Source organism: Ruegeria sp. AF5, assembly GCF_056541905.1.
In genome coordinates, this window is record NZ_JBQFYZ010000001.1 from 216,513 (window position 1) to 243,384 (window position 26,872).

Below are 26,872 nucleotides of genomic sequence, written 5' to 3' on the forward strand. Positions count from 1 at the left end.
GTGCATCTCGATTGACTTCTGATCATTCATGATCTTGCCTCCTAACTGGCACGGATCCGTTACCCGTTTCCGCCGCGTGTCATCATCATTTCGTGGACGGCGTCCATGCCGCGATCCGCCATCGCGCTCACTTCGGCCGCATGGATATGCATGGCTTTGGCTATTTCCGGATCGTCGGATGTTTGCACCACTACGATCCCTTCAGACGTCACTTCGATGTCCGAGGTGATCTTGTCACCATGTTGAAAAAATATGTCGAGGGTCGGGCTCTGAATGATGATCATCGGATCATCCTTGCGGCCCACCCGATCGATCATCCCGGCAACATGGGAGACCAGAGCATCCATGACATCCGGGTCGGAAGATCTTGTGACAGTGCGAATACCGTTGGGAAGGTTTTCAACCTCGCGTGTGATCGTATCGAAATTGCGGAACATCACAGCCAGCTCGGCACTTTCCTCGGGCGTCGCGTTCTCGCCCCTCAGCCCCGGCATGTTGACCTCGTCGTGGCCTTGCCCATCTGCACCATGACGATGCTCTGCCCGTTCACCGGCCATTCCCTGGCGATGCCCGTACCCGGACATCAGAAAGATGTAACTGCCAGCCGCGCCGACCAAAGCAGCAACTAGCAACGCAATGGCAATGCCGCCGAACGTCCGGGCGGGTTTGCGCTCATTCATCTTCGTCTCCTCCGTTTCTGCCAGCCCATATCCGGCCTTCGCGTGAGACCTGCAATCACCTTGGCGGCATGAAAAGTTGAGGAGTAAATATAACTTTGAAATCCTGACTTCAGTGACAAAGTCACGAAACCGGAAAATTTCCCGAAATGGTCAAGTGCTTTGCGCCAAGCGTTCCAATGCCGCCTTGTCGGTTATCGTAATGCGCCCCCGCGATTGGGTAATCATCTCGCGTTTTTGAAAGTCCTGCAAAATCCGCGAGACAACTTCACGCGCGGTGCCCAGTTCGCTGGCAAGTTGCTGATGCGTTGCCTGAATGTCTTCCCGTCCCCCGGCCAGAACCAGAAGACGTTCAGCCAGGCGAATATCCAGGTGCCCGAATGCCACGTCATCGACCACCCGCAACAGATCAATCAGCCGGCGCGAGTAGGCCTCGAATACAAACTCGCGAAATGCGTCTTCTTCCGAGACCAGACGATCGAAGGCATGTTTCGGCAAGGTCACCGCCGTTACGTCGGTTTCGGCAATTCCTTCAGCGTTATATGCTTCTTCTGCCAGCATGCAGGCCGTCGTCAGTACACAGCTTTCCCCCGCCTCGACCCGATAGAGCACGATCTCGCGGCCCGAATCCGAACTTTGAGAAACGCGAATCCGTCCGTCGTACAAGAACAATAGGCTGTCGGGAACGTTGTCAGGGCCGAATACCTGAGCCCCTTTTGGGCACCGCACGATACGGGCCGCTGTACGCAACCTTTCACGCACAGCTTTCGGAAGGCGACTTGTTCCGTGAAATCGCTCAGTCCAGTCTAGAATTGTCATCTTGTGTTGCGCATGGGTGCCACGATGCCCTCCTCAATCGGCGCGATACGGTTTAACAACTCGTTTCTGTTTGAGGCGATGTCAGCCAGCGTCAGATCATCAAGCACAGCCATGAATGCCCCGGTTGCTTTTTGGATCGCTTGGGACAATTTACATATACCGATCAGAGGGCAGGTGTTTTTTTCAGGGTTAAAGCATTCGACCACATCCAGGGGTCCTTCGGTCAGTCGAATTACATCGCCGATTTTGATCTGTTCCGCCGGTTTCGCCAACCGGAAACCGCCGCCTCTGCCGCGTGCTGTTTCCAGATACCCGGCCCGACCCAACTCGTGCACGATTTTTACGATATGCGGCCGGGCAAGGCCATGCACCCGCACGACATCGTCAACGCGAATGCGATCTGGGGCCTTGAGCGCGGCCAGCTGCAAAGACCGCAGCGCATAGTTGGAATAGGATGTCAGTTTCATGCGTGCCTCCGGCAAAAGCTGTAGGCGCAATATAACTTATTTGCAATTTCTGTGTGTTTTCACGGACCATGTGTTTTGCAGAGGGTGAAGTCAGGCCAACATACCCGAACTTCACGTGGACTGAGTGGATGACTGGGACCCCGCGTGCATCGCGTCATCTTTGCTCGGGAAGCTGTCGGCATCTGACCGGAACGGCAGTTCAATTCTCTGCAAAAACCGCTGAACAAAGACGGTATGAGTGGCGGTGCTGTCAGACGAATTCGAACCAGTCTCAGTTTGCCGCGGAAACCGCGAACCTATCCGGAACAAAGTTGACGCCACTCGGCGAGAGCGGCGGTGCGGGTCAGCTTGAAGGTGTCTCGACTGGCTAGCGATCTTTCCTGGTTGAAGTGATTGTAGACAGAGGAATGGACGGAGGCGAATTTCTGCAAACTTCGCATTCGCCTGAAACGCTGCATCGCGCGTTCGCGTCGTCGAAACGGCAGGTGCGAATTCTCGACGCGGTTGTTGAGCCACCTTCCCGTCTGTTGTTTTTCGAGCGCGCCCATTTCTCTGAGCGCAGCCATGTAGGAAGCGAAGCGATCTGTGACGATCTCTTCGGCGCAACCATGTGGCTTCATCAATTTCTTGAGGAATTTCAGCGCTGCAGCTTTGTTTCGGCGTTTGGTAACAACGGCTTCCAGCACCTCGCCTTCATGATCCACAGCCCGCCAAAGATAATGCCGCTTGCCATTCACCTTCACGAAAACCTCGTCAACGTGCCACTTCGATTTTGAAAAGGCTCTGAGTTGCTGATCACGCTTTCTTCGGATCTCTGATGCAAACATAGGGCCAAACCTGTTCCACCAATATCGGACAGTTTCGTGGCTCACGTCGATGCCTCGCTCGTGTAACAGATCTTCGACATTTCGAAGCGAGAGCGGGAAACGGATATACAGCATCACCGCAAGGCGGATTATCACGGGGCTGGTTTTGAAGTATTTGAATGAGGCAGGTCTGGTCATGGGAAAAAGCTACGCAACCGCCCTGCTCCGCTCAAGCAAAGTTCTTCTGACAAGACCGCTGCAGGCATTGGTTTTGCTTTCATGCCTGAGTATTCGGTTACTCTGCCGGGCTTGTTGCAGCGCCCGCTTGTGGAGCCAGAAGTTTCAAGAACTATCGCGGCCTTTACAGTCCCTGGCCGAAAATACTCGCCGGCTCTCGATGCGCTGATGAGGTTTTCGCAGACTTTTGCATGGCCGGGATAAAAAACTTCGGTTTTGGGCCTGCTCTGAAACCCGATTTTCCTGCCGTTTGTAGTTAGAGTTTTTCGCTCGTATTTTCCTTTGGTCGTTCCAAGAGTTTGCGACACTTTCATTAAACGGCAAGTTAACGTGACAACCCCCTTCTGCCCTATGCCCACAACCAGATTCTAAGCTAAGTCGATCCAAGCCGCATTCCTTGAAGAGCTTTGCACGCACGCGGCCACAAATTTAACGCCATTGAGCCCGTCATAGACTGTTGGATAAACAACCGAAGCGTCAGGTGAAATACCATTTCGGAAAGCTTGGATCGCTTCAGCAGCCTCTCCATAGATATTCGCGAACCCCTCAAGATATCCCTCGGGATGTCCCGGAGGAACTCTACTCAACCGGTTGGCTGCATCAGCAGCACTAGCTCCATTTCGTGTGATTAGACGCTTTGGTTCGTTGTATGGCGTGAACCACAGGTAATTGGGATCTTCCTGAGCCCACTCCAACCCGCCTTTTTCGCCATAGACGCGCAAACGAAGTGCGTTTTCGTTGCCGGGAGCCACCTGAGAAGACCACAGCATACCGCGCGCTCCGCCTTTGAAGCGAAGTAAGACGTGGGCGTTGTCATCGACTTTGCGCCCCAGCACAAAGGCCTGCAAGTCTGCCGCAAGGCTTTCCGCTTTTAGCCCGGTCACGAAGCAGGCAAGGTTGTATGCATGAGTTCCGATGTCACCGGTTGATCCACCCGCGCCCGAGCGTTCGGGATCGGTTCGCCATTCCGCCTGTTTGAAATCCTGCTGCTCGGTCAGCCAATCCTGCGGGTATTCAACCTGAACCACGCGGATCTTGCCAATGTCGCCGTTGGCAACCATTTCACGCGCCTGCCGAACCATTGGATAGCCTGTGTAATTGTGGGTCAAAATGAATAGGGCATTCGCACTTTCTGTTGCTTTGACCAGCTTTTTCGCATCGGCAAGGGTCGAGGTGAGTGGCTTGTCACAAATTACATGAATACCGCGTTTCAGGAACTCACGTGCGGCTGCATAATGAACGTGATTTGGCGTGACAATTGAGACTGCCTCGATCCCAGATTTCAGTCGGGCTTCCCTAATCGCCATTTGTTTGAAGTCTTCATAGACCCGTTCGAGCCCCAATGCCTGACCACTTTCAAGAGATTTCTCTGGCGTCGAAGACAAAGCACCGGCAACCAGCTCGAACTTGTCGTCCAATCGCGCGGCGATGCGATGAACACCCCCTATGAAGGCGTCGTTTCCGCCGCCAACCATGCCAAGCCGAATGCGTCCTGAGGTTTCTTCACTGCGTCCTGTGACCATCACTCAATCCCCAGCATTTTACGATTGGCGGCTTCGTCAGCGCCACCGTCGGCGAAATCATCAAAGGCTTTCTCGGTCACACGGATGATGTGATCTGACACAAATTGAGCACCTTCACGCGCTCCATCCTCGGGGTGTTTGAGGCAGCATTCCCATTCGACCACAGCCCAGCCATCAAAGTCATTCGCGGCCATTTTTGAGAAAACTGCACCGAAATCCACCTGACCATCGCCCAGTGAGCGGAACCGCCCGGCCCGATTGACCCAGCTTTGATACCCGGAATAAACACCTTGCCGCCCGGTCGGGTTGAACTCGGCATCTTTGACATGGAACATCCGAATTCGATCTTTGTAGATGTCGATGTTGTCCAGATAGTCGAGGCATTGTAGCACGTAGTGCGACGGGTCGTATAGCATGCAGGCCCGTGGGTGATTTCCCGTCCTTTCCAGAAACATCTCGTAGGTCACACCATCGTGGAGGTCCTCTCCGGGGTGAATTTCGTAGCAGACATCGACACCGCATTCATCGGCGTGATTCAGGATGGGCACCCAACGGCGCGCAAGCTCATCAAATGCCGTTTCAATCAAACCGGCAGGGCGCTGCGGCCAAGGATAGACATATGGCCATGCCAACGCGCCTGAGAATGTCGCATGTGCCGAAATGCCTAAATTTTTCGAAGCGGATAGCGCTTTGTTGACCTGGTCTACGGCCCATTCTTGACGGGCTTTAGGGTTTCCTCTGACGCTTTCCGCTGCAAAGCCATCAAACGCACTGTCATAGGCTGGGTGAACGGCAACAAGCTGACCCTGAAGATGCGTTGAAAGCTCGGTGACTTCGACGCCATTTTCTTGGGCCTTGCCTTTGAACTCATCGCAGTAACCGACGCTGGATGCGGCCTGTTCGAGGTCGAACAACCGGCCATCCCAACTGGGAACCTGAACGCCATTGTATCCACAGTCAGCCGCCCATTTAGTGATCGCGCCCCACGAATTGAACGGCGCTTCGTCCCCGGCAAATTGTGCAAGAAACAAAGCTGGACCTTTGATTGTCTTCATTGAATTTCCTCCCCAAAACCTGAGTCTCTATGGCGGTAAATTTTCCTTCAGATAGATGTCGATACGGATACGTTCCTGGGCTTTGTTGAATGGCACTTTGTCTGAAGTTGCACGCAGCAGACGGACGGCTGAACGAACAATGTGCCCAGTGTCTTGCGAGATAAGAGCGTCAAATGTACCGAGCGTAAGCGCCTCACGACTAAGCGGAGTAAGCTCATGAGCTATGATCACCAGATCTTTGCTGAGCTTGTTTTCTGAAAGAAATTGAATCAGTCCTGCATTGCCTGCTGCGGAGGAATAAATTCCAACCAGATCCGGGTAGGTTTCAAAGATCTCGGGCATCATCTTGTAAATCAGATCCGGGTCATCCCGGCCCTCGACAGACGCTACGACTTCGAGGTGTGGAAATTCCTCAGCTACAACTAGATCAAAGCCTTGACGGCGCTCTAGGTGGTCACGTGCCAAACGGGATCCTGTAAGTACCAAAACCTTGCCGTCACGATGCACAAATCGTCCCATCAGCTGAGCTGCGGTTCGCCCTGCCGAAACGTTATCAATTCCTACAAAGTGGTCTCGCTCAGAACTCGGCAAGTCAGACACCAACGCAACCACCGGAACGCCTTTGTCCCTGAGCCTTTTTACGGCGTCGCGGACAGAAGGCGTTTCAGGCCCGAAAACGGCAACGCCATCAACATCCGAACTGGCGACAGCATCCAGAATGTAGACGATTTCTTGCGGCTCGAACGGAGCGACCTTCTTTATCGCAATGCGGGTCCGCTCGATAAATTGGTCACGGGATTGTTCTGCGATCCGACTGCTGATTGCCTCAACAAACTCGTTGTCCGTGTCGGGTAAAACAAAGAGGAAGTTGTAAACTCGGTTTCGCGCTAGGTTGGCCGCGGCCGTATCGCGCACATATCCCAGCTCATCAATCGCCTTTTGGACTTTCTGCACGGTCACTGCCCGCACGCCGGGGCGCCTGTTCAAGACCCGGTCAACAGTCGCCAGACTGACACCCGCAACGCGCGCGATGTCGTTGACGGTTGGCTTTTTCACCAATTCTAGTTTTTGTTTTTGGTTTTCCACGTGTTCTTCAGTCCTCAATCTCCCGCGCCAAGCCTTCAAATAACAAGGCAACCGCCTCAGCCCCCGGATCGTTATGTCCAACTAGATTTTCTTCGGGAACATAAGCTGCACGACCCGCCTTCGCACGACGAATTTTTGCCGTGTTGTCCGCGCCTTCGCGAGCAGCCTTGGCCGCATCGGTTAGGCCAAACGGGAGAGCGGCAAGTGCGGGTGCCAGAGCGTCAATCATCGTTCTGTCGCCGACCTTGGCCCCCCCAACCTGGCTGACCCTATTCAGACCTTCGATCAAGGATTTCGGGACAGACGCGCCGCTCGCACAAGCATCTCCGGCTGCGTTGAAGAAGATTGCGAGTATCACCCCGGAAGAACCACCCATAGTCTGGCTCAATTCATTGCCCAATGCCGGGAACAATTGTGTCAGATCAGCAAGCGGCATGTGGTCAAGGCTACCTTGCAATGCTCTTGCGGCAGTGGCCAATGTGCTTCCTGTATCGCCATCTCCGGATTTCGCGTCCAGCTCGTTCAGGTTCTTCTCTGCGTTAATGAGCAGTTCAGACAACCGGGTGATCGTTTCCCTTGTGGTGGGATTGTTCGAAGGGATTGGATCGATTGGAGTCAGGCCATCAGGCAACGGGGCTACTTTGATCGGGTCAATGGAATTGACGCCGGGCCATGCGGCCAGATCAACGGGTGCTTCAAGAGCTGACAATTCGTCCTGATCCACAGGCAGAATGGAAACCGAAAACCCGTGCATATCCAGCGAAGTCATCATGGGGGCCGGGCCAATGATATGCTGGGCAATACCAGTTTCAGACAACGCATGCGTGAGGACAGCCATTTCTAGCGGAGTTGTAGAGCCGAGGTTGTTGACCAGCGCCACACAATCCCCTGAACTCACCCTTTGCTTTAGTTTCGCCACCACTGTGGACATGGCCGATACAGCATTTGAGAATTCGACTTGTTGTACACCGGGCTCGCCGTGGATGCCCAAGCCGAGTTCCGCTTTGCCAGGGGCAATCCGGTCTTCTTTTGGAGAGCCCGGAACAGTGCAGGTGTCCAAGCTCATTCCGATGCTGACAACCTTTGCTATGGTACTTCTTGCTGCTTTGGTAACGGTGTCCAGATCGGCACCCCCTTCAGCAAGCGCTCCGGCAATTTTGTGCACCAATAACGTACCTGCCACGCCACGTGGTTGCGGAAGGTCGGGCAAGGCGATGTCATCATCAACTACGACCATCTCTACTTTGCGGCCCAATGCACGGGCGCGTTCAGCCGCCAGTCCAAAATTCAATCGATCACCGGTGTAATTTTTGACGATAAGCAGGCACCCGGCCTCACCCGTGACCGCAAGAATGCCCGCCAGAACTGCCTCGACCGAGGGTGAGGCGAAAACTTCGCCGCAGACCGCGGCTGTCAACATACCGGCGCCAACGAAACCTGCATGGGCGGGCTCGTGACCAGACCCTCCGCCAGAAACCAAGGCGACTTTCGACTTGTCCCAATCCGACCGGTAGACAACCTTGATATGCGGGTATCCGTCCAGCCGTGTAAGCTGCCCGCCTGAGGAAGCCAAAAGGCCATCTATCGCCTCGGTTACCAGGGTTTCTTTTGTGTTGAGGAACTGGGCCATGCTTTTGCTCCTTAATTCACGCGCGCGCCAGACGCGTCAAAATACAACGGGTTATGGGGGCGAATTTTTATAATTTTTCCAGAGGGGTAATCCTGATGAACATCAATCAGGGTGACAACCGGGTGGCCATTCAGGTCCAGGTGCAGCCGTGTTTGGTCGCCCAGATGTTCGGCACGTATGACACGCGCTTCACTGCCCTCGCCTTCAATGATGTTTTCCGGGCGAAGACCAATCTGTGGTCCTTTGTGATCGCCTCCGAACAACTCGGACGGCAGGATGTTGATTCGCGGCAGACCCAACCTGCTGGCAACGTAAACACTGCCCGGGTTTTCGTAGATATCCCGGGGTGTCCCGTATTGAACCAACCGGCCGTTCTCTAAAACGCCGATATGCGTAGCCATTGTCATGGCTTCGACCTGATCGTGGGTCACGTAAAGCAAGGTTGATCCCAGATCGGCCTGAATCCTTTTCAGTTCGACCCGCAAATCCGCCCGAAGCTTGGCGTCCAAAGAGCTGAGCGGTTCGTCCATCAGGAAAATCTGGGGATCGCGCACCAGTGCCCGTCCAATTGAAACGCGCTGCATTTCGCCGCCAGACAGTTCAGTGGCTTTGTTGTCCAGCTTGTGCGGGATCTGCAGGATCTCCGAGACTGCGTTGACCTTCCTGGCGATCTCATCCTCTGGCGTCTTCAGGATCGGTGACCTCAGAGGGAAGGACAGGTTCTCACGCACCGTCATATGGGGGTACAGCGAGTATTGCTGGAAGACCATCGCCACATCACGCTGGGCAGGTGTATCTATCCCAACGTCACGCCCGGCAATGCGCACCGTTCCGGAATCCAGTTTCTCAAGCCCGGATATCAATCTCAGCGTCGTTGTTTTTCCCGCGCCCGTCGGACCCAACAAAACCACAAAGGCACCGTTGGGGATCGTCATTGAGATATCATCCACCGCTTTGATTTCGCCGAATGACTTCGAAATGTTTTCCAGAACGACTTCAGCCATTGCTTAGTACCTCGTCGTTCAGAGCGGACCTCAACGCGCGTCCGGTAGAATTTTCGAAAAGGGTCACTGCGGATGAGCGGAACTTCAAGCCAACCGTCTCGCCGGGGTTAACGGTTTCGCGCGCATCAATGCGGGCTTTCAGCTCTCCGTTCGGGCTTTGCAGCGTCACGATCTGGGTGGTTCCAAGATATTCTGCGGCCAAGACCTTGGCTCGGTAGGCGCTGGCATCCGACAGAAAAACATGCTCAGGGCGAACACCGAAAACCAAGTCACCTTCCGCCCCTTCCAACAGTGTGGGTACGGCTTCGTCGTGACCATTCAGTCGCACCGTTTCCGAGCCAGGCGCGACCTTTCCCTGAAACGGCAGGAAGTTCATCGAAGGAGACCCGATAAAATCTGCAACGAACATCGTAGCTGGTTTGTCGTAGATTTCCTGAGGTGTGCCGAATTGCTCGATCACAGCGTTGTTCATCACCACGATCTTGTCCCCCATTTGCATGGCTTCCAGCTGATCATGTGTGACGTAAACAGTGGTCGCCCCCATGCGATCATGAAGCGCGCGCAGTTCTTCGGCCATGTGCTCACGAAATTCGGCATCCAGGGCACCAAGAGGTTCGTCCATCATGAACGCCTTGGGTTCGCGAACAATCGCGCGTCCAAGCGCCACGCGCTGCCTATCGCCGCCTGACAACCCACCTACCGGGCTATCGAGGATGTCCTTGATCCCCAGAATTCCCGCGACTTCTTCTACTTTGGCTTTGACAGCAGCACGCGGCATGCCCTGCGATATCAGGGGGTAGCTGATATTTTTTCGCACGTTCATGTGCGGATACAGCGCAAACATCTGGAACACGAAGGCAATGTCTCGCTCCGATGGGGGGCGCTGGCTGATCTCCTCGCCGTCCAGGTAGATTTCACCCGACGTCGGAAGTTCCAAGCCTGCGATCATCCGCAGCGTCGTCGTCTTTCCGCAGCCGGATGGCCCTAGCAACATGAAGAACTCACCGTCCTCAATCGTGAACGAGCTTTCGCGGACAGCCGTGAAATCGCCGAACATCTTCTTTACGTTTTTAACTACGATCTGGGCCATTTCTACTCCGGGAAATGGCTGACGATGATGAACATGACGGTTCCGATCAGCGTGACGATGAAAGAATATGTGAAGGCCCAAAGGACAAAGGGCTGCATAAGCATGAAGACACCCAGAGCGATGAGGATGGTCGCGATCATCTCCCATGGGCCCCGGCGAAAACGCATCAATCCGGTAAGAAACTCGCTCATTTGCGCACGGCTCCGAATGTGATCCCACGCAGCAGGTGTTTGCGCATCAGGATGGTGAAAATCATGACAGGGATCAGGAAGATCGTGGCACCTGCCGCCACTGCAGGCCAGTCCAGGCCGCCAATACCGATAATGGTTGGGATGAACGGTGGTGCAGTCTGCGCGTTCGCGGATGTCAGCAGCACGGCAAACGCGTACTCATTCCAGGCGAAGATCAGGCAAAAGATAGCTGTTGAGGCTATGCCGGTCGCGGCTTGCGGCAGCACCACTTTGTAAAACGCCTGAAACCTCGTGTAGCCATCTATGAGCGCGGCTTCTTCGTACTCTCTTGGGATTTCGTCGATGAAGCCTTTTAGCAACCAGACCGCCAAGGAAATATTCACGCCCGTATACAGCAGGATCATCCCCAGATGCGTGTCGCTTAATCCAAGGTTTCTGAACATCAGGAAGATTGGGATGGCGACAGCGACCGGTGGCATCATCCTTGTACTCAGGATAAAGAACAAAAGGTCGTCCTTGAGCGGGACCTTGAACCTGCTGAACGCATAGGCGGCCAGCGTACCAAGGAAGATACTCAAGAACGTCGAGCCAAATCCGATGATAACCGAATTCATAAAGCGCTCGCCAAACTTTGATGGCCCGACAATCACCATGTCGTATTGGCGGACGATCTCATCGGCCCAGTTCTGCGGCGGGTTCGCTTCCAAAAACTCCTGCGTCTGCCGCGTGCGCGTGGTGAAGAGATTTACATACCCTTCAAGCGTTGGGTCAAAGACCACTTTGGGTGGGTAGCTGATCGCATCGGCTGGAGACTTGAAACCTGTCAGTAAAATCCAAACCAGCGGGATCATTGTGATCAGCGCATAAGTGATGACCAGAAAACCGGCGATCCACTTGGAACGGTTCGAAGGTTCGGTTACGGAAAAACTGCTCATCTCTGTTTCACCTTGTTCAAGGCTTTGACGTAGATCGACGCAAGGCCGAACACGGTGACGAAAAGGATGATCGCATAGGCCGAGGCGTAGCCCGTACGCCACTTCTCAAACGCCTCCCGCTTGAGATTGATTGAGGTGAGTTCCGTTACAGAACCGGGCCCTCCGCCGGTTAGCTGAACCACCAGGTCGAACATCTTGAAGTTCTCGATCCCTCGAAACAGCACGGCAAGCATCAGGAACGGCAGGACCATCGGGATGGTGATCGTAAAGAACTGCCGCAGCTTGCTGGCCCTGTCGATCTCAGCCGCCTCGTAGATGTAATCGGGAATGCTGCGCAGCCCGGCCAGACAGATTAGCATCACGAAGGGGGTCCACATCCAGGTGTCGACAATAACGATCGCCCAAGGGGCCAAAGTAACGGATCCCAGCATTTCAAAGCTCGATGGATCTTTGCCTGTGAACCATGACACGATGTAGTTAAACAGCCCGATTTGAGGTTGATACAGGAACTTCCAGAAGTTCCCGACGACTGCAGGAGACAGCATCATCGGCAGCACGATGATCGTGGTCCAAAGATCGTTGCCCTTGAATTTCTTGTTGATCAACCAGGCCAAAGTAAACCCGATCAAGACCTGGAAAAAGATCGTCCAGAACAGGAAGTGCGCCGTCGCCTGCATATTTAGCCAGGTGTCCGAGTCTGTCAGAATACGCTCGAAATTCCTGAGCCCGACATCTTTGACTTCGCGCCCGATCCGGTTGGCCTTGTAGTTGGTAAAGCTCAGTTGGATGGTCCAGATCAACGGAAAGATGTTGATCGCCAGCAATAGAAAAATCGTCGGGGAGATGAATATCCAGGCGATCGCGCGGTCGGATAACCCTCGGATTTTTCGCGCAACTCGCTCGGGCGTTGCCTGGGCAACGCGATCTACGGTCCGGTCAGACATCTCTTTGCCAGTTCTTGTTGGTTTAGGACTCACGGGTGAAGGTGGAGCGGGATTGCGCCCGCTCCTGCCTGTGTCCGGACTACAGCTTGCCTTCGTCTTCGAAGACTTCAGTCCAATCTTCGATCAAAAGATTAAGAGCTTCTTGAGCTGTACCTTGATCAGCAACGACGTAGTCGTGGATGCGTTTCTGCATGGCCAGCAGGAGTTCTGCATAGGCAGGCTCTTGCCAGAAATCCTGAACCCCAGCCATTGCTTCCAGGAAGTCACCGGCAAACGGTTGGCTGTCCACGAAACCAGGATCTTCCAGCACTGAGTTATGCGCCGAGTAGCCGCCTAGCTCCCACCACTTGGCCTGCACTTCAGGCTGTGCGAACCACTTGATGTACTCAAGTGCAGCGTCCTGTTTGTCAGAGTAGCTGACAACAGAGATACCTTGTCCGCCCAGCGTCGAACCTGCCTGATTTTGCGGTGGGTTCACAAAGAAGTCGATCTTGTCACCGCCGGTATTGGGGTCAGCATAGAGACCTGGGAAGAACGCAAACCAGTTCATGGCCATGGCGACCTGACCGGACTTGAAGGCGTCCAAGCTCTCACCCATGTAAGAGTTGGTATATCCCGGAGGCGTCGCCGTTTCGTAGAATTCCTTATAGAATTCCAGCGCCTCTACCGCTTCGGGTGAGTTTACGGCGCCTTCCATGTCATATGAGCCCGGGGTGTTTTCGTATTTAAAGCCCCAAGGATACAGTGCTCCGGTCACACCCATGGTGATCCCTTCCGAGCCGCGCTCGGTAAAGATAGCTGCGCCGTAGACTGTCTTGCCGTCGATCTCACGACCCTGAAAGAACTGGGCGATCTGTAATAGTTCTTTCTGAGATTCAGGCTCACGTAAATCCTGACCAGTTGCTTCTTTGTATGCGGCTTGGATTTCAGGATTTTCGAACCAGTCCTTGCGATAGAACCAGCCATTCGCATCGCCCATCGCAGGCAGGGCATAGTAATTGGGTGTGCCCTTGGGCCAAGTTGAATAGGCGTAGACAGTGGCCGGCGCGAAATCGTCCATGCTGATGCCTTCAGCATCGAAGAAGTCGTTCAGTTTGACATAGTGGCCATTTTCAGCGCCACCGCCGATCCATTGGCTGTCACCAATAAGCAGATCGCAGAGCTTACCACCGGAATTCAGCTCATTCAGCATCCGGTCCGCAAAATTTGGCCAGGGAACAAATTCGAAGTTCATCGTGTGGCCGGATTCTGCTTCGAATTCTTTTGATAGTTCGACAAGCGCGTTGGCCGGGTCCCATGCAGCCCAACATAGCGTCAGATCTTCAGCATTTGCCTTGGTAGAAAGAGTAGTAGCGGCAAGGACTATTGCGCTGGCCGAGGCCAGTTTTGTGTAAGTCATCCATTCCTCCCTTTTTGCGCCGTCAATCGAGGATGTGCGAATCGCGGCATACTTCCAAGGCTATTTGAGGTACGCACCTCATGTCCAGATTTTTTTGAGGTTCGTACCTCAAACTGTCAGAAGAGGCCGTCAGATATTCTTTTAGCTGTTGATTGGCTTTGTTGCGCAAAGGTTGGGTGAGGGATTCATCTTGTGAATCCAGCGTGGTAGCTGGACTGCATGAGCAGACCTATCCCGCCGAGCTACAAGACCAAGAACTGGCCAGCCTACAATGAAGCCCTCAAGCAACGTGGCTCCCTGGCGATCTGATTTGATCCGGACATGGTTTGGGTACCACCGCCGACCGGTAAGCAAGGCCGGTAGCCGCAGTATAGCGGCGCTGCGATTCAGACATGCCTGACGACGATGAAGGTCCTCTTCGGCATGGCCCTCAGGCAGACCACGGACTTCGTGGAGAGCCTGCTGCGCCTGGTCGGCCTCGACTGGTCGGTGCCGGATTTCAGCACGCTGAGCAGGCGCCAGAAGACCCTGGCGGTTTCCATACCCTATCGCGGCTAGCAAGGTTCCCTGAACCTTCTGATCGACAGCGCCGGCTTCAAGGCGGAGGGCCAAGGCGAATGGCATGCCCGCAAGCATGGCCGCGCGAAACGCCGTCTCTGGCGCAAGATCCACATCGGCGTTGACGAACAGACGCTGGAGATCCGCGCCATCGAAATCACCGGTAACAACATCGGTGATGCGCCCATGCTGCCTGAACTACTCAGCCAGATCCCGGTCGATGTCGAGATCGCCTCGGTCACCGCAGACGGGGCGTATGACACGCGCAAATGCCACGATGCCATCGCAAACCGGGGTGCCCACGCCGTTATCCCGCCGCGCAAGAACGCAAAACCGCGAAAGCCATCGACAGCAGGCGCTATCGCCCGTAACGAGGCGCTGTGCGCCTCGAAATACCTTGGCCGTGCCATCCGGCGAAATTGGAGCGGATACCACCGCCGCAGTCGCGCCGAAACGAAGATGCACTGCGTGAAGCTGTTGGGGCAGAGCCTCATGGCGCGCGACTTCGAGCGTCCAGTCGCCGAACTCCCAATCCGTGCAGCCGTCCTGAACAGCTACACCGCGCTCGGCATACCGGTCACAGAGCCCACAGGATAAGTACGTCCGGGGAAAAGGGAAGTCCGGGCTTCAGGCTCTTCGCGCAACAAAGCCTAGCTGGAGTGCTAAATTGCGCCCCTTAAACCCTGAAGCTTCTCGCCGCTCAATAGGCTGGTTCCTTTATGAATGTCAAACCGTTACGCCTTGCAGAACCTGTTCCCGCGATAGCTCGTCCCGCGTGCCTTGCATCAGGACCGCGCCGCGCCGCAGGACGATGAACTTGTCGGCAAGATCATAGGCGAAATCGAAATACTGCTCGACCAGAATGATGGCCATCTCTCCTTTGGTTCGGAGGTGACGAATTACTTCGCCGATCTGCTGGATGATGTTGGGCTGAATGCCTTCGGTTGGTTCGTCCAGCAGCAAAAGTTGAGGCTTGGCGATCAGCGCCCGGGCGATGGCAAGTTGCTGTTGCTGGCCACCCGACAGATCACCCCCGCGCCGGTTCTGCATTTTCTTCAGCACCGGGAACATATCGAAGATCTCGTCCGGAACGAAATGTTCGCTTGCTGACAGGCAGGCAAAACCGGTTTCCAGATTTTCGCGCACAGTCAGCAACGGGAAAATCTCGCGCCCCTGCGGCACATAGGCCACGCCTTTCCACGCCATGCGATGGGCTGGCAGAGGCGGCAGGGCCTCGTCATTCAGCATCAGATCGCCGCCCGAGCGCGGATGCGTGCCCGAGATCGCCTTGATCAGGCTGGTCTTGCCCACACCATTGGTGCCCATCACGCAAGTCACCTCTCCTCGCGCGGCCTCCAACGAGATACAGTTGAGGATTTGCGAGTGCCCGTAATGCAGGGTCAGATCGGTCAGTTTCAGCATTGTTTAGCGCCCCAGATAAACGTCGATGACATCCTGATTTGATGTGACATGATCCAGCGAACCTTCGGCCAGAACCGAGCCTTCATGCAGAACCGTGACCCGACAATTCAGGCGGCGGACGAACTCCATGTCATGTTCCACAACCACGACGGCGCGGGTCTTGGCGGCCTGTACCAGCAGGTCGGTTGTGTGTTCGCGTTCTTGCGAGGTCATCCCGGCGGCGGGTTCGTCCACTAGCAACAGACGTGGTTCCTGCGCCAGTAGCATCCCGATTTCCAACCATTGCTTTTGTCCGTGGCTTAGTTCGCCGGATTTGCGGAGCAGTTCGCCATACAGGCCAATCTCAGCGGCCAGTTCCTCGACCTTCTCCAGATGATCCGTCGAAGGGCGATAGAACAGCACACCCAGCCAGCCCCGTTTATTCTTCAACGCCATCAGCAGGTTTTCCTGCACGGTCTGGTCCTCGAACACGGTGGGTTTCTGGAACTTACGCCCGATGCCGGCTTGCGCGATCTTGGCCTCGCTCATTCGCAACAGGGAAACGGATTTCTCACCCCAGGTTACCCGGCCCTCGTCAGGCCGGGTCTTGCCGGTGACAATATCCATGAAGGTCGTTTTACCTGCCCCGTTCGGCCCGATAACCGCGCGAAGCTCGGCCTTGCCAATCTGGAAGGACAGGTTGTTGATGGCGCGGAACCCGTCGAAGGTGACTGAAACGCCGCTGACCTCCAGCAGAGTGCTCATTCCAAGGCCTCCATTTCGCGCAATGCGCTTTCATCGGGTCCAAGCGGGGCACCGTAGCGTTGCGGCGCGCGGTGGTTGGTCCAGAGGTCGAATAGCCCTCCAATACCCTTTGGTGCGAACAGGGTTACCAGCACGAATGAGACGCCCAGCAGCACCTGCCACCAGTCGACCCATTTGATCGTGTAGAACCCAAGTGGGATGTCCGGCGCTTGTCCACCTGTGAACCATGTGCTGAGCAGGCTGACAAACGCCGCGCCGATGACCGCTCCATACAGGCGACCACGCCCGCCGATGGCGACCCAGACGGCAAGATATATCGAGGCAATGGGGGCCATCTCCTCGGGGTTGATGATCCCCGCCTGCGGATAATACAGCGCGCCCGCGATGGCGGCGATGCAGGCGGTCAATGTGAAGACAGCCAGCTTGTAATTCTCGACCGAATAGCCAAGGAACCGCACTCGCGCCTCATTATCGCGGATGCCGCGGATAACCGAGCCGAACTTGCCCGCCACGATCCATGCCGCCAGCATGTAGCCCAGCCCCAGGGCCAGCGCTGAGGCCCAGAGGAACCAGATTGACACCAAGTCCTGCGAGGCCGTGACGCCCGGCAGGTTCTGCAGGCCCGACAGGCCGTTGTTGCCACGCATACCGCTGTCGTTCTGGAACAGGTACAGCGCCAGTGCCAATGTCATGGCTTGGGTCAGGATCGACAGGTAGACACCCGTGACCCGGCTGCGGAACGCCAGCCAACCAAAGATCAGTGCCAGAAGGCCCGGCACCAGCACGACCAGCGCCAGTTGCAGGAACAGGCTGTCCGAAAAGGCCCAGATCAGCGGGAATTCGGACGATCCGACGACGCCGAAGATTTGCGTGCCGATGGCATCCACGACCTCGGCCGATGTTGGCGGAATGTCGGCTTGGGAGAGCGACTCCACCACGATCAGGCGGGTACGTTCATACATCAGCCACATGCCGATCATGTAGCCGCCCAGCCCGAAGAACGCGAAATGGCCGAGGGACAGGATGCCCGTAAATCCCCAGACCAAATCCATGGCCACAGCGATCAGGCAAAGGCACAGGGTCTTGCCCAGCGTTTTGACAAAGCTGGTCGAGATCACGCCAATCCCGAACCCTTCGGACAGGACGGTGACGCCCAACGTGAACAGGGAGAGGATGGCCAGAAAGACCAGTACCGATGGGTTTTTGGCGACAAAGCTGCGTTCCATGGCTCAATCCCCCGCCGCACGACCTTTGAGGGCAATGATGCCCCTTGGCCGGAACTGGATGAAAATGATGATGAAGATGATCATGTATGTTTGCGCGGCGAGGGTGTTCGAGGGGTTCATCCACTCGATCCCCTTTTGCAGGAAGCCGATCATGCCCGCACCTGCCAGCGCGCCCCAGATGTTTCCGACGCCGCCAACAACCACGGTCATGAAGCTTTGCACGATATAGTCGCTGCCCAGATCGGACGTGACCTTTGCGAACAGACCAATCGCAACCCCGGCAATCCCGGCGATGCCCGAGCCCAAGCCGAAGGTCAGCATATTCACCCGCCCCGGATTGATACCCATCGACCCGGCCATGCGTGGGTTCTGTGTCACCGCGCGCATCTCAAGCCCAAGCCGCGTGCGCTTCATAATGTAGAGGAACAGTCCCAAAAAGATCGTCGCCAGCACAAAGATCGCGATGCGGATATAACTGATCGAAACCACATCGTTCAGCACCCACGCCCCATCCAGCCAGCCGGGCGCGGTCAGCGGGCGGGCCTGCGTGCCAAAAATGTTCTTGGCCAGCTGTTGCAGTGCGATTGAGATGCCAAAGGTCGCCAGCAGCGTCTCAAGCGGACGGGCATAGAGCCAGCGGATAACTAGCCGCTCCATCGCGACGCCCATCGCGAAGGTAACGGCAAAGGCCATCGGGATGGCGACGATTATCGACAGCGTGTGGTCGGGGATGAACTGCTGCACCACGTATCCGGTATAGGCGCCCATCATGATGAACTCACCATGAGCCATGTTGATCACACCCATCACGCCGAAGGTGATCGCCAGACCGATGGCTGCCAAGAAATAGATCGACGCCAATGAGATCGCGTCCAGTGTCAGGTCGAGCGTCTGGTTCAGGCCGACCTTCAGCTCGATCTGTTCAAGTGCCTGCACTGCAGCTGCGGTCACTTCGGGCGAGGGTTCCGTGTAGGTATCAATGAACACATGTTCAGCCAGCGCCGTGTTTATGTCGGCCTCGGTTACCAAGGCGGGAACGACCCTTGCCTCTGCCAAGGCTACATATGCCCGAGCGCGCGTTTCATCTGTATTCAGTTGCGCAAGCGGAATGTCACCAACGCGACCCCCGTCAATATTGGCCGCAAGAGCTGTCCGGATATCATCCCGTGACAAGCGTGGGGGCGCCAGATTGCCAGTGACCAGCAAGTCATAGGCCTCATCGCGCGTCAAATCACTCGAACCCGGTTCTAAAACGGCGGCGATATTCACATTAGACGGAAGTTCCGGTGCTGCTTGTCGCGTCGTCGCGATCAGTGGATTTAATGCGCCACGGACGTCCACGCCCAGATCGTCGGACATCTGCTCAATCGCAGCCACGCGCGCCGCGATATCTTCGTCATATCCAATCGTCAGCAACCGTTCGAGCCGTTGTTTGTGAGCTTTCAGATCAGCATCAGCTTCATCGGCAATCGACGCGCGTAGGGGCTCCAGCAAAGCACGTTCGGGGTCACGTTGGATGGATTGCAAAGCGGCCAGCCGCCGAGCGCGGTCCGGATCTGTTAGCTGGTACTGCACCAGAGCCGTGCCAATCATCGCGCGGATGCCGCTATTGGGCTTCAACTGCTTCAGGTTGGATTTCTCGAAAATACCAACGACCTCGCCAGTATCGAAATCGGTAAGCTCATACGACCGGCCTTCGACCTTTTTGCCTGCAAAGAACAGGCCGTCCGACTTGCGCATCCACACGTCCTTGGCGGCCCATGTCTCAAGCATCACCTGCGCTTGCGGCAACCCGCTGCTGGCAATCGCATCAATCACGGGCCCGATTGTCTTGCGTGAGCTTTTGGCGATGATCTCCTGATGCTCTTGCAGGATCGGTTGCAGACCGGCCTCTTGCGCGTTGGCGGTCAGGTGGGCGCATAGAATTGCGAGGCCCGCAAGGAAAAGTCGTAACATGTGGTGAAACCCGAGTGTCTTTGGGGGCAAGGCGGGCATCACACCCACCTTGCGTGTCGGTTAGTAGTTCGACAGGGTCTGAACGCAGGTCTCGGTCTCGGTGTTGTACATACCGCAGCCCAGCTCTTTCCAATCCGATACCAGCACCGCCGATTCCGGTAGGAAGTCGGTCCAGGCGTCGCCCGGCACAACGTCGGTTTCGCTGATGATGTCGAACTGGCCGTCTTCCTGAATCTCACCGATCAGAACCGGCTTGGCCAAATGGTGGTTCGGCAGCATGACAGCGGTTCCACCGGTCAGGTTCGGGAATTCCTGCCCGTACATCGCGGCGCGCACGGCATCTACGTCGGTCGAACCGGCCTCGGTCGCGGCGTTAACCCACATGTTGAAACCGATGTAATGTGCCTCCATCGGGTCGTTGGTCACCCGGTCTTCGCCCATGGTAGCTTTCCATGTTTCAACAAATTCAGTGTTGGCGTCGGTATCCGCCGACTGAAAGTAATTCCAAGCAGCCAGATGGCCCACAAGGTTGGTTGTATCCAGGCCCGACAGTTCTTCCTCTCCGACCGAGAACGCAACGACCGGAATGTCATCCGCCGAGACGCCAGCCGCAGCCAGTTCCTTGTAGAAGCCGATGTTGGCGTCGCCATTGATGGTTGAGATCACTCCGACCTTCTTACCATCCGCACCCAGCGCAACCACATCCGCCACGATCTTGGACCAGTCGGAATGGCCAAAGGGCGTGTAGTTGACGAAGATATCACCGTCCGCGATGCCCTTTTGCTTCAGATAGCTTTCGAGGATATTGTTGGTGGTGCGGGGATAGACATAGTCTGTGCCAAGCAGCGCGAATTTCTCAACGCCAAGCTCGTCGAGGAAATAGTCGGTCGCCGGGATCGCTTGTTGGTTCGGCGCGGCACCGGTATAGAAGACGTTTTTCGAGCTTTCTTCACCCTCATACTGCACCGGATAAAACAGAAGGCCGTTCAGTTCCTCAATCACCGGCAGCACCGATTTGCGGCTGACGGACGTCCAATTGCCAAAGATCACATCCACCTCATGCACGGTCAGTAGCTCACGCGCTTTTTCCGCAAACAGCGGCCAGTCGGATGCAGGATCAACCACAACTGCCTCAAGCTGCTTGCCCAGCAGGCCGCCTTTGGCGTTCTGCTGGTCGATCAGCATCAACATCGTGTCTTTCAGCGTGGTTTCCGAAATCGCCATAGTGCCTGACAACGAGTGCAGTACGCCGACTTTGATCGTGTCTTCAGCAGACAGAGCGGCCGTTGCCATGGCGGCAAAGACAACCGATCCGAAGAGCGTGGATTTGAGAGATGTCATGTAATTCTCCTGGCGGGGCGGGCACAGAAGCCTTGCGTTGACACGCTGTCTTCTACTACCTGATCCCCGCAACTGTATGTTGCGTTACGTGTGGCGGTTGTGTCCGAGGTCCAATTCGCGCAGCCGTCACACACCCCCGGCGGTCGTTAGCCCGGCAGGCCCCACATCGATTCTGCATTGCAGCGAAATAGGCAAATCTGGCCCCATAGCATTCTGGCAAAGTGGACTGATATGCCCGATTTTTGATCTACATGCTGCATGCGTGATTAAAAATTGCACTTATGGTACGGGACTTGGTCGAAAATCTGCACCTGTCGATAGAGTTTCGACATCCCAAAGGTGAAAAAGCGCCAAACGTTCATGACGCGAAAGCCGCTGCCATCACTCAATTCACGCCCATATCGTCGGCGTCACGTGCGAGACCGCCACGCGCTGAAGGCCGGGTTACGCTGTCGGCCAAACTGTTCCACGGGCGCAGTGTGATTGATCGCTTGCGGCCGGCGGGTTCGTTCAAATGTCTCTTCCCACGCGGACACGGCAGCCAATTGGACGCCGTGCTTTTGAACACGGCTGGTGGTGTTACTGGCGGTGATGATTTCCGGTTTTCAGGCCGCGCAGGCCGGGGCACCGAACTGACAGTGACCACGCAGGCTTGTGAGCGGGCATACAAAGCACAACCCGGTCAGGCCGCACGCATCGTCAACACTTTAACCGCCGGTCCGCAGGCAAGGCTGAACTGGCTTCCGCAAGAGACGATCCTGTACAGTGGCAGCGCATTAAACCGGCGCTTGCGTATTGATTTGGCCGAGGATGCCTCGGCCCTTATGGTTGAACCTTTGATCTTTGGTCGTACCGCGATGGGTGAAACTCTGACGGATATCCGCCTCAGCGATCGGATCGAGATTCGGCGCAACGAAAGGATGGTGTTTCTGGACGCCACCCGGTTCACCGGCGACCTTAGCGCGCATCTGGCCCGTCAGCACATTGCAGATGGCGCGGGCGCGATGGCCTTAGTCGCATTTGCCTCGCCCAGGGCCGAAGGGCATCTGAAGGCAATCCGCCAGATGCTGCCCGATACCGCCGGGGCCAGCCTGTTTCAACCTGACCTGCTGGTCGTCCGACTGCTGGCCAAGAACGGGTATGCCCTGCGCCGAAGTCTGATGCCCGTGCTTCGGCGACTGAACAACGACTCGCTTCCAAGATGCTGGACAATCTGACATGAACCTGACTCCCCGTGAAAAAGACAAACTGCTGGTCGCCATGGCCGCTGAAGTTGCCCGTAAACGACTGGCCCGTGGTGTCAAACTGAACCATCCCGAGGCGATTGCCCTTATCACCAGCGCCGTGGTTGAAGGCGCACGCGACGGGCGGTCGGTCGCCGATATGATGCAAGCCGGGGCCGAGGTGATCACCCGCGCGCAATGCATGGAAGGCGTCCCCGAGATGATTCACGAGGTTCAAGTTGAGGCCACCTTTCCCGACGGCACCAAGCTGGTGACCGTTCACAACCCTATTCGCTAAAAAAAGGAACACTGATATGACCCGCATGCTTTTCCCTGTTCTGATCCTAGCTGGCCCCGCCGCCGCGCATAACGGCACGCATATCCACGCGCATGGCACGGACTATGCCGCTCTGGCCGTGGGCCTCGCGATTGTCGCGTTGGCTGCTGTTGCCTTGATGGTGAAGCTAAACAAATGATCCCCGGCGAGCATTTCCCCGCTGAAGGCGAAATCACGTTCAACCTGGGCGCCGAGCCGTTGACGCTGATGGTCGCCAATACTGGCGACCGCCCGATTCAGGTCGGCTCGCACTATCATTTTGCCGAGACCAACCCGGCGCTGGAATTCGACCGCGCTGCCGCCCATGGCCTGCGTCTGGACATCGCCCCCGGCACCGCCGTGCGGTTCGAACCGGGACAGGAACGCGAGGTTTCGCTGATCCCGATCGGCGGCGCACGCAAGGTCTATGGGTTCAATCAAAAGGTCATGGGGGCGTTGTGATGCCAGCAAAAATCAAACGCTCCGACTATGCCGCCATGTTCGGCCCCACCACCGGCGATAAAATGCGGCTGGCCGATACCGACCTGATCATCGAGGTCGAACGCGATCTGACCATCTATGGCGAAGAGGTCAAGTTCGGCGGCGGGAAAGTGATCCGCGACGGGATGGGGCAGTCTCAGGTCACACGGGACAAGGGGGCGGTGGATACAGTCATCACCAATGCGCTGATCGTGGATCATTCGGGTGTCTACAAGGCGGATGTCGGTCTGAAAGACGGGCGTATCGCCAGGATCGGCAAGGCGGGGAACCCCGACACGCAGCCAGGTGTCGACATTATCATCGGCCCCGGCACCGAAGCCATCGCGGGCGAGGGGCGCATCCTGACCGCAGGCGGGTTCGACAGCCATATCCACTTCATTTGCCCTCAGCAGATCGAAGACGCGCTGCATTCCGGCCTGACCACCATGTTAGGCGGCGGCACGGGTCCGGCCCATGGCACGCTGGCCACCACCTGCACCCCCGGCCCCTGGCATATCGGACGGATGTTGCAGGCGGCGGATGCCTTCCCGATGAACCTCGCCTTTGCGGGCAAGGGCAACGCCTCATTGCCAGCTGCGCTCGAGGAACAGGTCAATGCCGGGGCCTGCGCTCTGAAACTGCATGAGGATTGGGGCACGACCCCTGCCGCCATCGACTGCTGCCTGTCGGTGGCCGATTCGATGGATGTACAGGTGATGATCCACACCGATACTCTGAACGAATCCGGTTTCGTCGAAAACACTGTCGCCGCCATGAAAGGACGCACCATCCACGCCTTCCACACCGAAGGCGCAGGTGGCGGCCATGCCCCTGACATCATCAAGATTTGTGGCGAGAATCACGTTCTTCCCTCCTCGACCAACCCGACGCGACCTTTCACTGTAAACACGGTCGAGGAACATCTGGATATGCTGATGGTCTGCCATCACCTCGACAAGTCCATCCCCGAGGACGTAGCCTTTGCCGAAAGCCGCATCCGGTGCGAGACCATCGCGGCCGAGGATATCCTGCACGACATGGGTGCGTTCTCGATCATCGCGTCTGACAGCCAGGCCATGGGCCGGGTCGGAGAGGTGCTGATCCGCACATGGCAAACCGCCGACAAGATGAAGAAACAGCGAGGGCGTCTGACCGAGGAAACCGGTGAAAACGACAACCTGCGGGTCCGCCGTTACATCGCCAAGTACACCATCAACCCGGCGATTGCCCACGGTCTGAGCCATGAAATCGGCAGCATCGAGGTAGGCAAGCGCGCCGATCTTGTCCTGTGGAACCCGGCCTTTTTCGGCGTGAAACCCGAGATGGTTCTGCTGGGCGGTACAATTGCCTGCGCGCAGATGGGCGACCCAAATGCCTCGATCCCGACACCGCAACCTGTTTACAGCCGTCCGATGTTCGGGGCTTATGGGCGGTCGGTGGAGCACTCGGCGATTACCTTTGTCTCGGCAGCAGCGCAGGCGGACGGGATCGGTGAAACTCTAGGCCTGGCCAAGAAAACAGTCGCCGTGCGGAACACACGCGAGATTGGCAAACGCAATTTGCCGCTAAACGATGCGACGCCCCATGTCGAAGTAGACCCGGAAACCTACGAGGTCCGCGCCGATGGTGAATTGCTGACCTGCCAACCTGCCGAGGTGCTGCCGATGGCGCAGCGATACTTTATGTTCTGAGATACAAGGAGCACCAAGATGACCACCGCGATCAAAACCGCTCGTATCTACCACGACCATGCGCATGCACCCGCTCATGCGCAGGTCTCGCTGGACTATGATGGCCGCTTCCTGCGCCGCAAGATGCTGGCCACGGATGATGGCGAGGCGTTTCTGGTTGATCTCTCCAACACCAAATCGCTGGATCATGGCGGGGTTCTGGTATTGGAAGACGGTCGTGAGATTGAAATCGTCGCGGCCCCCGAAGAGCTGCTGGAGGTAAAGGGTGACCACCTGCTGCGCCTTGCCTGGCATATCGGCAACCGGCACACACCCTGCCAAATCGAACCTGACAGGCTGCTGATCCAGCGCGATCACGTCATTCGCGACATGCTGATGAAACTGGGGGCCGATATTCGCGAAGTCGTCGAACCCTTCACCCCCGAAGGCGGGGCCTATGGCCACGGCAGGACCCATGGTCACGCCCACTAGCTCTGACATCCTGACACTGACCCAATGGTTGTCCCCCGCCTATCCGGTTGGGGGCTTCGCCTATTCCCACGGGCTGGAGGCAGCGATTGAACTGGGCCGGGTCGCCAGCGCAAACCAGACAGGCGACTGGGTCGCCACGATACTGCAACATGGCTCGGGCTGGAATGACGCGCTATTTCTTGTGGCCGCGTATAACGCCGATGACAGGGCCGCGTTGGCCCGAATCGATGCCTCCGCCCGCGCCTTTTGCGCCGGGTCGGAACGGCTGATGGAATCCGACCTTCTAGGTCAGGCTTTCGGATCCGTGACCGGAGATATCTGGGGGCTCGACCTGCGGCGCCTCACCTACCCGGTCGCGGTGGGCCGTGCCGCGCGGATGCAGAATCTGCCGCGCCCGCTGGTGTCGCAGATGTTCCTTCAGGCCTTCATGAGCAATCTTGTGGCCTGCGCAACCCGCCTTGTCCCTTTGGGACAGACCGATGCTCAGCGGCTGATTCGTGATCTGACCCCGCTCTGCACTTCGATTGCGGAAACAGCACAACACACGGGCCTTGATGAACTGGGTTCAACCGCATTCCTGTCCGATATCTTGTCGATGAAACATGAAACTCAATATTCAAGGATATTCCGAACATGAGCAGTATGAACGGCCCCCTGCGCGTTGGTATCGGCGGCCCGGTTGGCGCTGGTAAAACGACCCTGACTGCCGCTTTGGCAGAGGCCCTGGGCGAGGCCTTTTCGATTGGTGTCATCACCAACGACATTTATACGCAAGAGGATGCCGAAGCGTTGATGCGGATGCAGATTCTGCCCCGGGACCGGATTATCGGTGTCGAAACCGGCGGTTGCCCGCATACCGCGATCCGCGAGGATGCCTCGATCAATCTGGCCGCCGTGGCAGAGATGCAGGCCCGTCACCCCGGCTTGGATATAGTTCTGATCGAAAGCGGCGGCGACAATTTGTCGGCCACATTCAGCCCGGAACTGGCGGACCTGACACTCTACGTGATCGACGTTGCAGCGGGTGAGGAAATTCCGCGCAAGGGCGGTCCTGCGATAACGAAATCGGACATTCTGATCATCAACAAAACAGATCTCGCCCCCCATGTCGGCGCGTCGCTCGAAGTGATGGAGCGCGACGCCACGCAAATTCGAAAGGGCCGACCTTTCGTGTTTTCGGCCCTACGCCACCGAACGGGCGTTGACGCGATCGTCAGTTTGTTAGCGCAGATTGGGGGTCTGAAAATTGCAGATGGATGTGTTGCAGAGGCTTCTGGCGGTTGACGTGTGCCTTTGACGGCGGAATGACGACCGAACCATGTAGCTCGTAGTCCGCTCACAATTTCGTTCTTGGGCGCGGCGAACCGGCCCGATCGCCGATACAGTGCTCCACCGCAAGGTGTCGTGCCGACACCCCCCGAGGATGAACGCAATCGTCATCAATGGGTTATCTTCGGCAAGTCTCCGAAAGAGCTCGTTTGTCTCGTTGCTCGAAGGGTCCACCAGTACTTGCAACCAGTCTTCGCCTTGCCTCAGTGTTCCACTTCAAAATTTGTTGGCGTAACCTGACCATGTTGATCA

Annotated in this window: 27 protein-coding genes and 1 pseudogene; 9 read left to right on the forward strand and 19 right to left on the reverse strand. The window is 56.5% G+C overall.

Annotated elements, in window-relative coordinates:
* Positions 1-59: 59 nt before the first annotated feature.
* The 14 genes from ACR0DS_RS01045 to ACR0DS_RS01110 form a co-directional block, all read right to left on the reverse strand.
* Positions 60-680, reverse strand: coding sequence for a hypothetical protein (locus ACR0DS_RS01045; protein ID WP_480557424.1), 621 nt, complete (start codon positions 678-680; stop codon positions 60-62).
* Positions 681-830: 150 nt separating this feature from the next.
* The gene (locus tag ACR0DS_RS01050) at positions 831-1,496 is read right to left on the reverse strand and encodes a Crp/Fnr family transcriptional regulator (RefSeq protein ID WP_480557426.1); all 666 of its coding nucleotides are present in this window, start codon (positions 1,494-1,496) and stop codon (positions 831-833) included.
* Positions 1,493-1,963, reverse strand: coding sequence for an Rrf2 family transcriptional regulator (locus tag ACR0DS_RS01055; protein ID WP_480557427.1), 471 nt, complete (start codon positions 1,961-1,963; stop codon positions 1,493-1,495). Before ACR0DS_RS01055 ends, ACR0DS_RS01050 begins: the two co-directional genes overlap by 4 nt.
* Positions 1,964-2,259: 296 nt before the next feature.
* Complete coding sequence (locus ACR0DS_RS01060; protein ID WP_480557429.1) at positions 2,260-2,967, reverse strand: IS6 family transposase; 708 nt, start codon at positions 2,965-2,967, stop codon at positions 2,260-2,262.
* Positions 2,968-3,374: 407 nt separating this feature from the next.
* Positions 3,375-4,529: a Gfo/Idh/MocA family protein gene (locus ACR0DS_RS01065; RefSeq protein ID WP_209504393.1), complete on the reverse strand. Its 1,155-nt coding sequence runs from the start codon at positions 4,527-4,529 to the stop codon at positions 3,375-3,377.
* Positions 4,529-5,584 (reverse strand): sugar phosphate isomerase/epimerase family protein, encoded by a 1,056-nt coding sequence (locus ACR0DS_RS01070; protein WP_480481740.1) that lies wholly within the window; start codon positions 5,582-5,584, stop codon positions 4,529-4,531. The genes ACR0DS_RS01065 and ACR0DS_RS01070 overlap by 1 nt, the downstream gene beginning before the upstream one ends.
* Before the next feature lie 27 nt (positions 5,585-5,611).
* Positions 5,612-6,670, reverse strand: coding sequence for a LacI family DNA-binding transcriptional regulator (locus tag ACR0DS_RS01075; protein WP_480486158.1), 1,059 nt, complete (start codon positions 6,668-6,670; stop codon positions 5,612-5,614).
* Between the two features lie 7 nt (positions 6,671-6,677).
* Entirely contained in the window at positions 6,678-8,300 is a 1,623-nt protein-coding gene (locus ACR0DS_RS01080) for a dihydroxyacetone kinase subunit DhaK (protein ID WP_480486159.1), read from the reverse strand.
* Positions 8,301-8,311: 11 nt separating this feature from the next.
* Positions 8,312-9,304: an ABC transporter ATP-binding protein gene (locus tag ACR0DS_RS01085; protein WP_480481744.1), complete on the reverse strand. Its 993-nt coding sequence runs from the start codon at positions 9,302-9,304 to the stop codon at positions 8,312-8,314.
* On the reverse strand, positions 9,297-10,394 hold the full coding sequence (locus tag ACR0DS_RS01090; RefSeq protein ID WP_209597607.1) for an ABC transporter ATP-binding protein: 1,098 nt from the start codon (positions 10,392-10,394) through the stop codon (positions 9,297-9,299). Before ACR0DS_RS01090 ends, ACR0DS_RS01085 begins: the two co-directional genes overlap by 8 nt.
* A 2-nt stretch (positions 10,395-10,396) precedes the next feature.
* Entirely contained in the window at positions 10,397-10,585 is a 189-nt protein-coding gene (locus tag ACR0DS_RS01095) for a hypothetical protein (RefSeq protein WP_209504399.1), read from the reverse strand.
* Positions 10,582-11,520, reverse strand: coding sequence for a carbohydrate ABC transporter permease (locus ACR0DS_RS01100; RefSeq protein WP_010442361.1), 939 nt, complete (start codon positions 11,518-11,520; stop codon positions 10,582-10,584). Before ACR0DS_RS01100 ends, ACR0DS_RS01095 begins: the two co-directional genes overlap by 4 nt.
* The gene (locus ACR0DS_RS01105) at positions 11,517-12,464 is read right to left on the reverse strand and encodes a carbohydrate ABC transporter permease (RefSeq protein ID WP_480557431.1); all 948 of its coding nucleotides are present in this window, start codon (positions 12,462-12,464) and stop codon (positions 11,517-11,519) included. The genes ACR0DS_RS01100 and ACR0DS_RS01105 overlap by 4 nt, the downstream gene beginning before the upstream one ends.
* Before the next feature lie 79 nt (positions 12,465-12,543).
* Complete coding sequence (locus tag ACR0DS_RS01110) at positions 12,544-13,863, reverse strand: ABC transporter substrate-binding protein (RefSeq protein ID WP_209504400.1); 1,320 nt, start codon at positions 13,861-13,863, stop codon at positions 12,544-12,546.
* A gap of 219 nt (positions 13,864-14,082) precedes the next feature.
* Between ACR0DS_RS01110 and ACR0DS_RS01115 the strand changes: the two are divergent.
* A pseudogene (locus ACR0DS_RS01115) lies at positions 14,083-15,018 on the forward strand (IS5 family transposase).
* 129 nt (positions 15,019-15,147) lie between these two features.
* On the opposite strand, the gene urtE reads toward ACR0DS_RS01115, so the two are convergent.
* Genes urtE through urtA form a run of 5 tightly spaced genes read right to left on the reverse strand, consistent with a single transcriptional unit; the run spans position 15,148 to position 21,110 of the window.
* Complete coding sequence (urtE, locus tag ACR0DS_RS01120) at positions 15,148-15,843, reverse strand: urea ABC transporter ATP-binding subunit UrtE (RefSeq protein ID WP_209504401.1); 696 nt, start codon at positions 15,841-15,843, stop codon at positions 15,148-15,150.
* A 3-nt stretch (positions 15,844-15,846) separates the two neighbouring features.
* A complete protein-coding gene (urtD, locus tag ACR0DS_RS01125) occupies positions 15,847-16,587 on the reverse strand; it encodes an urea ABC transporter ATP-binding protein UrtD (RefSeq protein WP_209504402.1) in 741 nt (246 codons plus the stop codon).
* A complete protein-coding gene (gene urtC / locus ACR0DS_RS01130; protein ID WP_209504403.1) occupies positions 16,584-17,813 on the reverse strand; it encodes an urea ABC transporter permease subunit UrtC in 1,230 nt (409 codons plus the stop codon). Before urtC ends, urtD begins: the two co-directional genes overlap by 4 nt.
* A gap of 3 nt (positions 17,814-17,816) precedes the next feature.
* Positions 17,817-19,769 (reverse strand): urea ABC transporter permease subunit UrtB, encoded by a 1,953-nt coding sequence (urtB, locus tag ACR0DS_RS01135; RefSeq protein WP_480557433.1) that lies wholly within the window; start codon positions 19,767-19,769, stop codon positions 17,817-17,819.
* Between the two features lie 60 nt (positions 19,770-19,829).
* On the reverse strand, positions 19,830-21,110 hold the full coding sequence (gene urtA, locus ACR0DS_RS01140; RefSeq protein ID WP_209504405.1) for an urea ABC transporter substrate-binding protein: 1,281 nt from the start codon (positions 21,108-21,110) through the stop codon (positions 19,830-19,832).
* A 281-nt stretch (positions 21,111-21,391) separates the two neighbouring features.
* On the opposite strand from urtA, the gene ACR0DS_RS01145 reads away from it, so the two are divergent.
* The 8 genes from ACR0DS_RS01145 to ureG are packed head-to-tail and all read left to right on the forward strand — an operon-like array spanning position 21,392 to position 26,575.
* Positions 21,392-22,327 carry an urease accessory protein UreD gene (locus tag ACR0DS_RS01145; protein WP_480557435.1) on the forward strand — a complete coding sequence of 312 codons (936 nt, stop codon included), beginning with the start codon at positions 21,392-21,394 and terminating at the stop codon, positions 22,325-22,327.
* Between the two features lies 1 nt (position 22,328).
* Positions 22,329-22,631, forward strand: a complete 303-nt coding sequence (locus ACR0DS_RS01150; protein ID WP_209504406.1) for an urease subunit gamma — start codon at positions 22,329-22,331, stop codon at positions 22,629-22,631.
* A 16-nt stretch (positions 22,632-22,647) separates the two neighbouring features.
* Complete coding sequence (locus ACR0DS_RS01155; protein WP_209504407.1) at positions 22,648-22,809, forward strand: peptidase M23; 162 nt, start codon at positions 22,648-22,650, stop codon at positions 22,807-22,809.
* The gene (locus tag ACR0DS_RS01160; RefSeq protein WP_209597619.1) at positions 22,806-23,111 is read left to right on the forward strand and encodes an urease subunit beta; all 306 of its coding nucleotides are present in this window, start codon (positions 22,806-22,808) and stop codon (positions 23,109-23,111) included. Before ACR0DS_RS01155 ends, ACR0DS_RS01160 begins: the two co-directional genes overlap by 4 nt.
* Positions 23,111-24,820 (forward strand): urease subunit alpha, encoded by a 1,710-nt coding sequence (ureC, locus tag ACR0DS_RS01165; protein ID WP_209504409.1) that lies wholly within the window; start codon positions 23,111-23,113, stop codon positions 24,818-24,820. Before ACR0DS_RS01160 ends, ureC begins: the two co-directional genes overlap by 1 nt.
* Before the next feature lie 18 nt (positions 24,821-24,838).
* Entirely contained in the window at positions 24,839-25,291 is a 453-nt protein-coding gene (gene ureE / locus ACR0DS_RS01170; protein WP_480557437.1) for an urease accessory protein UreE, read from the forward strand.
* On the forward strand, positions 25,257-25,928 hold the full coding sequence (locus tag ACR0DS_RS01175; protein ID WP_245220424.1) for an urease accessory protein UreF: 672 nt from the start codon (positions 25,257-25,259) through the stop codon (positions 25,926-25,928). The genes ureE and ACR0DS_RS01175 overlap by 35 nt, the downstream gene beginning before the upstream one ends.
* Positions 25,925-26,575, forward strand: a complete 651-nt coding sequence (gene ureG / locus ACR0DS_RS01180) for an urease accessory protein UreG (protein WP_480520392.1) — start codon at positions 25,925-25,927, stop codon at positions 26,573-26,575. The genes ACR0DS_RS01175 and ureG overlap by 4 nt, the downstream gene beginning before the upstream one ends.
* Positions 26,576-26,872 lie beyond the last annotated feature (297 nt).